The 7,015-nt window shown below is 71.6% G+C and carries 8 protein-coding genes; 1 reads left to right on the top strand and 7 read right to left on the bottom strand.

Annotation, left to right across the window (positions count from 1 at the left end):
- The coding region (locus AC1DUQ_RS14495) for a TIGR03085 family metal-binding protein (RefSeq protein WP_477074024.1) at positions 1 to 435 on the top strand (435 nt) is incomplete at its 5' end.
- Here the strand turns inward: AC1DUQ_RS14495 and AC1DUQ_RS14490 are convergent.
- From AC1DUQ_RS14490 to AC1DUQ_RS14460, 7 genes are all read right to left on the bottom strand, one after another.
- The gene (locus tag AC1DUQ_RS14490; RefSeq protein ID WP_477062868.1) at positions 432 to 1,316 is read right to left on the bottom strand and encodes an FKBP-type peptidyl-prolyl cis-trans isomerase; all 885 of its coding nucleotides are present in this window, start codon (positions 1,314 to 1,316) and stop codon (positions 432 to 434) included. The two genes, AC1DUQ_RS14495 and AC1DUQ_RS14490, sit on opposite strands and share 4 nt — an antisense overlap.
- Positions 1,317 to 1,396: 80 nt before the next feature.
- The gene (pafA, locus tag AC1DUQ_RS14485) at positions 1,397 to 2,758 is read right to left on the bottom strand and encodes a Pup--protein ligase (protein WP_056094063.1); all 1,362 of its coding nucleotides are present in this window, start codon (positions 2,756 to 2,758) and stop codon (positions 1,397 to 1,399) included.
- A 34-nt stretch (positions 2,759 to 2,792) separates the two neighbouring features.
- The gene (gene prcA, locus AC1DUQ_RS14480) at positions 2,793 to 3,494 is read right to left on the bottom strand and encodes a proteasome subunit alpha (protein ID WP_477062867.1); all 702 of its coding nucleotides are present in this window, start codon (positions 3,492 to 3,494) and stop codon (positions 2,793 to 2,795) included.
- A complete protein-coding gene (gene prcB, locus AC1DUQ_RS14475) occupies positions 3,491 to 4,324 on the bottom strand; it encodes a proteasome subunit beta (RefSeq protein ID WP_477062866.1) in 834 nt (277 codons plus the stop codon). Before prcB ends, prcA begins: the two co-directional genes overlap by 4 nt.
- A gap of 6 nt (positions 4,325 to 4,330) precedes the next feature.
- The gene (locus AC1DUQ_RS14470) at positions 4,331 to 4,528 is read right to left on the bottom strand and encodes a ubiquitin-like protein Pup (RefSeq protein ID WP_056094052.1); all 198 of its coding nucleotides are present in this window, start codon (positions 4,526 to 4,528) and stop codon (positions 4,331 to 4,333) included.
- 127 nt (positions 4,529 to 4,655) lie between these two features.
- Entirely contained in the window at positions 4,656 to 6,263 is a 1,608-nt protein-coding gene (dop, locus tag AC1DUQ_RS14465; protein WP_477074023.1) for a depupylase/deamidase Dop, read from the bottom strand.
- Positions 6,264 to 6,309: 46 nt separating this feature from the next.
- Positions 6,310 to 7,015, bottom strand: a 706-nt coding sequence (locus AC1DUQ_RS14460) for an AAA family ATPase (RefSeq protein WP_477074022.1), incomplete at its 5' end; no start/stop codon positions are given.

Genomic DNA, 7,015 nt, shown 5'->3' with positions numbered 1-7,015 from the left:
ACCACCGAGGGCACCTACCGGGACCTGGTGGCCCGGGTGGCCGACCGCCCCGCGGCGTGGCACCCGGCCGCCTGGGCCGCCGAGGCCAGCAACCTCATCGAGTTCTTCGTGCACACCGAGGACGTGCGCCGGGGCGCCGGACCGGTGGCTGCGCGTGAGCTGGACCCCGACCTCGTCGAAGCCCTGTGGAGCCAGCTCAAGCGGACGGGAGGGCTGCGCCTGCGCAGCGTCCCGGTGGGCGTCGTCCTGGTCCGCTGCGACGGCGTGCGGCACCACCTGCGCTCACCGAAGGGCGATCACGGCACCGTCGTGGTCCACGGGGAGGTCGGCGAGCTCGCGCTCTACCTGCTCGGGCGCGGGGCCGCCGCCGACATCACGATCGACGGTGACCGGAACGATCTCAGCACGATCCAGAAGGTCCTGCCCTCGAGCTAGCCGGCAGCCTGCTCCGGGTGCCCGGTGGCCAGGATGTCGACCACGAAGGCGACCGTCTGGCCTGCCAGCTCCTCGCTGTCGGTGACGCCGAGGGCGTAGGTCGGCGGGACGACCAGCATGACCTGGCTGCCGACCGGTTGGTCGACGAGGCCCTCGGCCCAGGCCTGGACGTCCTGCAGGGAGAACGAGACCGGGAGCCCGTGCGACCACGTGGAGTCGAACGCCTCTCCGGTCGTCCAGGCGAAGCCCGTGTACTGCACGGTCACGACGTCGCTCGCCCCGACCTGCTCACCGGAGCCGCGGACCAGCGGCTGCGCGACGAGGGTCGTCGGTGGCTCGGTACCGGTCGGGGTGATCGACGGGGCGCCCGAGGCGTCCAGCGTCACCACCGGGAGGTTCGGGACCGGCGGCACGGGCTCACCCTCCGCGCGGGTGGGCAGCACGTCGACGACCGTCACGGTCGGGTAGTCCGACGCGCCCGAGCCGCTCCCCGGGCTCACCTGGAGCAGCCGTGCCCCGACCTGCTGCCCCCGGAGCGTCTCGTACAGGTCCGTGCCGAGGTCCTCCTCCGTCAGCAGCATCGCCGTCGGGTTGGACGAGTAGCTCTCCTTGACCAGGGACGCGTCCGTGGCGTCCTCGAGCCAGAAGTCGATGAGCACCGGCGCTCCCTCGGCCAGCTCGGCGCCCGTGCCCGGCCAGATCTGCTCCGTGCGCGTCGCGTCGACCTGCAACGGCGTGACGTAGGTGATCGTCGGCGCCTCACCCGGCTCCCCCGACACCGTGACCGCGGCGGGTTCGGTCTCCGGGGTGGTGCACCCGGTGAGGGTGATCAGCGCGATCGCCAGACCGGCGACCAGGGCTCGGCCCTGCAGTCGTCGCACGTCGTTCCTTCCAGCTCCTGGGTCCGTCACGCGATCGCGCAGGACCGCCACACTGTACGGCGCCGTCCTGGGCGCTCGTCCTACATGGACTCGATGAGCCGGTCCACCCGCTCGTCCACGCTCCGGAACGGGTCCTTGCACAGGACGGTGCGCTGCGCCTGGTCGTTGAGCTTGAGGTGCACCCAGTCGACGGTGTAGTCACGGCGGGCATCCTGCGCGGCCCGGACGAAGTCWCCCCGGAGCTTGGCCCGGGTGGTCTGCGGCGGCACGGCGGTGGCCTCGAAGATCTCCAGGTCCGTGGTCACGCGCTCGACCATGCCCTTGGCGGCCAGCAGGTTGTAGAGGCCCTCGGTGCGGGAGATGTCGTGGTACGCCAGGTCGAGGCGCTGCACCCGGACGTCGGACAGCTCCAGGTCGTGCTTGGCGCGGTAGCGCTCGATGAGCTTGTACTTGATCACCCAGTCCAGCTCGCGGTCCACGAGCGTGAGGTCGCCGGTGCGCATCGCACGCAGCCCGCGCTCCCACAGGTCGAGCACCTGCTTGTTCTCCGGGCTCGGACCGCCCTCGGAGGCCAGGAAGTCCGTCACCCGCGTGAGGTACTCCTCCTGCAGGTCGATCGCGGTGACCGTCCGGCCGTTCGCCATGGTCACCGGGTGCATGCCCGTGAGGTCGTGGCTGATCTCCCGGATCGCGCGGATCGGGTTCTCCAGGGCCATCTCCCGCATGGGGACGCCGGCCTCGATCATCCGCAGCAACAGGTCCGTGGTGCCGACCTTGAGCATCGTGGTGGTCTCGGACATCGACGAGTCGCCCACGATCACGTGCAGGCGGCGGTAGTGCTCGGCGTCCGCGTGCGGCTCGTCGCGCGTGTTGATGATCGGCCGGGACCGGGTGGTGGCGCTGGAGACCGCCTCCCAGATGTGGTCCGCGCGCTGCGACAGGCAGTAGACCGCCCCCCGCGGCGTGGTGAGCACCTTGCCCGCGCCCGTGAGGATCTGGCGCGTGATGAGGAAGGGCACCAGCACGTCCGACAGCCGCGAGAAGTCGCCCTGCCGGCGCACCAGGTAGTTCTCGTGGCAGCCGTAGGAGTTGCCGGCCGAGTCGGTGTTGTTCTTGAACAGGTGGATCGTGCCGGGCAGGCCCTCGTGCTCGAGCCGCTGCTGCGCGTCCGCGACGAGCCCCTCGAGGATCCGTTCGCCCGCACGGTCGTGCGTGACCAGCTGGCGGACGTCGTCGCACTCGGCGGTGGCGTACTCGGGGTGCGAGCCGACGTCGAGGTACAGGCGCGACCCGTTGCGCAGGAACACGTTCGACGAACGACCCCAGGCGACGACCTTGCGGAAGAGGTAGCGCGCGACCTCGTCGGCCGACAGCCCGCGACCGTCCTGGGCGGCGCACGTCACGCCGTACTCCGTCTCCAGGCCGAAGATCCGCCTGTCCATCGCCGTGCTCCCTCCGTCGCCCGGTCCGGTGTCCTCAGTCTGCGTCCAGCAGGTCCTCCAGCAGCGCCCCGGCCAACCGCCGGAAGGTGCGTCGGAGTCGCGTCCGGTCGAGCACCGCGACCTCCAGCTGCGCCGCGGGGATCGTCCGCGCCTCGCCGCCCTCGTCCGCCGGTGAGCCGAGCGTGCGCACGGCGAGCGCGAGAACCTCGGGCAGCGTGAGCCCGGCACGCCACTCCTGGGCGAGCAGCCCGCCGAGCCGTTCGGCCTGGCCGCCCATCACGACGTAGCCGTGCTCGTCGGTCACGGAGCCGTCGTACGCCAGCCGGTAGATCTGGTCGCCGGCCGGGGCCCGCCCCACCTCGGCCACGACGATCTCGACCTCGAGCGGCTTGGACTCCGTCGTGAACGAGGTGCCGAGCGTCTGCGCGTAGGCGTTGGCCAGCCCGCGCGCGGTGACGTCCTCCCGGTCGTAGGAGTAGCCGCGCAGGTCGGCGTAGCGCACACCGGCGACCCGCAGGTTCTCGAACTCGTTGTACTTGCCGACGGCCGCGAAGCCGATCCGGTCGTAGATCTCGGAGATCTTGTGCAGCGCGCGCGACGCGTTCTCGGTGGCGAACGCGATGCCGTCGTCGTACTGCAGGACCACGACGGACCGTCCGCGGGCGATGCCCTTGCGCGCGTAGTCCGCCCGGTCCTTCATCAGCTGCTCGGGCGAGACGTAGAACGGCATGCTCATCGCGCACCCCCACGGCTCTCGTGCGAGCGGCGTCGTTCCTGCTCGACCTGCTCCGCGACCGCGGCCAGGTCGGCATCGCTGACCCGCAGATACCCGGACTCCGTGACGGTCGCGACGACCGGCCAGATCCCCCGCGTGTGGTCCGGACCGCCGGTTGCCGAGTCGTCGTCGGCCGCGTCCACGAGCGCCTCGACGGCCACGCGGATCGCACCGGGGGCGTCCAGCCCCGGCCGCCACAGCTTCTTGAGCGAGCCGCGCGCGAAGACGGAGCCCGACCCGACCGCGTGGTGGTCGTGCTCCTCGTACCGGCCGCCCGTGACGTCGTAGGAGAAGATCCGCCCGAGCCGACGGTCCAGGTCGAAGCCGCCGAACAGCGGGACGACCGCCAGCCCCTGCATGGCCATGCCCAGGTTCCCGCGGATCATCGTCGCGAGCCGGTTCGCCTTGCCGTCGAGCGACAGCAGGCTGCCCTCGATCTTCTCGTAGTGCTCGAGCTCCAGCTGGAAGAGCCGGACCAGCTCCACGGCGAGCCCCGCGGTGCCGGCGATGCCGACGGCTGAGTACTCGTCGGCCGGGAAGACCTTCTCGATCTCCCGGCTCGCGATCATCGACCCCATGGTCGCGCGGCGGTCACCGGCCATGACGATCCCGCCCTCGAAGCCGAGCGCCAGGATGGTGGTGCCGTGCGGCGCGTGCACCTCTCCGGCCGGCCGGTTACCCGGCAGCAGCTGCGGGGCGTGGCCGGACAAGAACTCCACGAACGACGACGAGCCGGGGGTCGTGAACGCGTGCGGCAGCCGCCCGGAAGCGGACGTGTCGTGTGAGCTCATCGGCGGTCACTGACCGCCCTTCTGCACGAACCCGCGCACGAACTGCTCGGCGTTGGACTCCAGGACGTCGTCGATCTCGTCGAGCAGCGCGTCGACCTCCGCGTCCCGCGACTGCGCGCTCGGCGCTGCCGGGGCGGGCGTGTCCGGGCCGTCGTCCGGCTCCGCGTCCTCGCGGCGCGGGCGTACGTGTTCCTGACCAGCCATGGTGACCTCCCGGGGTGCCAGACGACGTGCTGACGCCCACCCTAGGCCCATCTCCCGACGCTCCCGGTCCCGACGCCCACGGTGCGGACGAGCGAGCGGGCGAACTCGTGCCGGCCGGCCGGCGTCGCTACGCGCCGAGCGCGTCGAGCAGGGCCGTGGCGTCGGGGCTCCGGTCCAGGAGCTCGCCCACGTGCGCGTGCRTCCCGCGCAACGGGTCGCGCATCGGGACCCGCTGGAGCGTCGCCGCGCCCGGCACGTCGAACACGACGGAGTCCCAGCTCGCCGCGGAGATCTCGCCGCCGTACCGMGCGACCGCCTCGCCGCGGAAGTACGCCCGGGTGTCGCGGGGCGGGTGCAGCACGGCGTCGGCCACCTGCTCGGGGGTCACCAGCAGCTCGACCGCACCGGCCTGGACCAGCCGGTGGTACAGGCCGCGTTCGGGCCGCACGTCGGACCACTGCAGGTCCATCGCCGCCAGCCGCGGGTGGTCCCACGCCAGCCGGTCGCGGCGGCGCATCCCCTCCAGCAGCCGGAGCTTGGCCAGCCACTCGACCTCCCGGGCGCACGACGCGGGGTCCGTGTCCAGCCGGTCGAGCAGGGACTCCCACCGGGTCAGCACGTCCGTCGTCTGGGCGTCGGGCTCGTCGCCGACGTGAGCCAGCGCCGTGCGCACCGCCGCGAGGTACTCGCGCTGCACCTCCAGGGCCGTCAGCCGACGCCCGTCGGTGAGCTCGAGGCGCGCGGTGAGGCTCAGGTCGTGGCTGACCACGTGGACGGCCTGCACGGGGTCCCGCAGGGTCAGCCGGTCGATCGCAGCCAGCGCTCCCCCGGCACCGCCCTCGGCGACCGCGCGCTCGATGAGCCACAGGACCAGCGACGTGGTGCCCAGTCGCAGATAGGTGGCCACCTCGAGCATCGTCGCGTCGCCGATGATCACGTGCAGACGCCGCCACCGGTCCGGGTCTGCGTGGGGCTCGTCGCGCGTGTTGATGATCGGGCGGCGCAGCGTCGTCTCCAGGCCGATCTCGGCCTCCATGTAGTCGGCCCGCTGCGACAGCTGGAAGCCCTGCTCCTCGCCGCGCTGACCGAGACCGACGCGGCCGGCCCCCGTGAACACCTGGCGGGTGACGAAGAACGGGATCAGCCGGGCCGCCAGGTCGCTGAAGGGCACGGCCCGGTCGACGAGGTAGTTCTCGTGCATGCCGTAGGTGGCGCCCTTGCCGTCCACGTTGTTCTTGTACAGGGCGACGTCCGGCAGCGCGGCGGTGGACGCCAGGGCCCGCACCGACGCCAGCATGACGCGCTCGCCGGCGCGGTCCCAGCGCACAGCGTCGAGCGGGTTGGTGACCTCGGGCGACGAGTACTCCGGGTGCGCGTGGTCGACGTACAGGCGTGCGCCGTTGGTGAGGATGACGTTCGCCGCGCCGGGGTCCTCGTACTCCTCGGTGGTGGCGCGCGGCAGGGCCTGCGGCCCGTCACCGGAGGGCGCCGGCTTCTCCGGGTCGTCCGTCAGCAGGGACGGGTGGGCCGACGCGCGCTGCAGGTGGAACCCGCGGGCGTCGTGCAGCGGGTCCTCGTCGTCGTAGTCCCACCGCGCCTTGGTGCGGGCACCCTCGCGGGCCGCCGCGTGCACCGCGACCACGTGGCTGGACAGCAGCATGGGGTTGGYCAGAGGACGTCCGGGCTGGAGGATCCCGTACTCGGTCTCGATCCCCATCACGCGGCGCACGGTCACCCGTCCACCCTAGGACGGTGCGACCGCGCGCCAGGACATCCGTCCGTCAGAGGTACTGCCCCGTGCTCGTGACGTTCTCGATGGTGCGCGAGCCCTCCGCGCCCTTCTTGCCCTGCACGATCGTGCGGATGAAGACGATGCGCTCGCCCTTCTTGCCGGAGATGCGCGCCCAGTCGTCCGGGTTGGTGGTGTTCGGCAGGTCCTCGTTCTCGCGGAACTCGTCCACGCACGCCGTCAGCAGGTGCTCGACGCGGATCCCGCGCTGACCGTTCTGCAGGAAGTCCTTGATCGCCGACTTCTTCGCCCGGTCGACGACGTTCTGGATCATCGCCCCGGAGTTGAAGTCCTTGAAGTACAGGACCTCCTTGTCGCCGCTGGCGTACGTGACCTCGAGGAACCGGTTCTCGTCGCTCTCCGTGTACATCCGCTCGACCACACGCGTGATCATCGCCTCGACGGCCGCCGACGTGGAACCGCCGTGCTCGGCGATGTCGTCGGGGTGGATGGGCAGCGTCGGCACCAGGTACTTGCCGAAGATCTCCCGCGCGCCCTCCGCGTCCGGTCGCTCGATCTTGATCTTCACGTCGAGACGGCCAGGCCGCAGGATCGCGGGGTCGATCATGTCCTCGCGGTTCGACGCGCCGATGACGATGACGTTCTCGAGCCGCTCGACGCCGTCGATCTCGCTGAGCAGCTGCGGCACGATCGTCGTCTCGACGTCGCTGGACACGCCGGTCCCGCGGGTTCGGAAC

The sequence above is a fragment of the Cellulomonas sp. P4_B5_2 genome, assembly GCF_056402235.1.
The sequence above is the reverse complement of the archived record's forward strand: the minus strand, read 5'-3'. Positions and strand labels throughout refer to the sequence as shown.

Coding starts and splice junctions, on each gene's coding strand:
- prcA (WP_477062867.1), bottom strand. CDS start 3,494: ATGAGCATGCCGTTCTACGTCTCGCCCGAGCAGCTGATGAAGGACCGG.
- prcB (WP_477062866.1), bottom strand. CDS start 4,324: ATGAGCTCACACGACACGTCCGCTTCCGGGCGGCTGCCGCACGCGTTC.
- AC1DUQ_RS14470 (WP_056094052.1), bottom strand. CDS start 4,528: ATGGCTGGTCAGGAACACGTACGCCCGCGCCGCGAGGACGCGGAGCCG.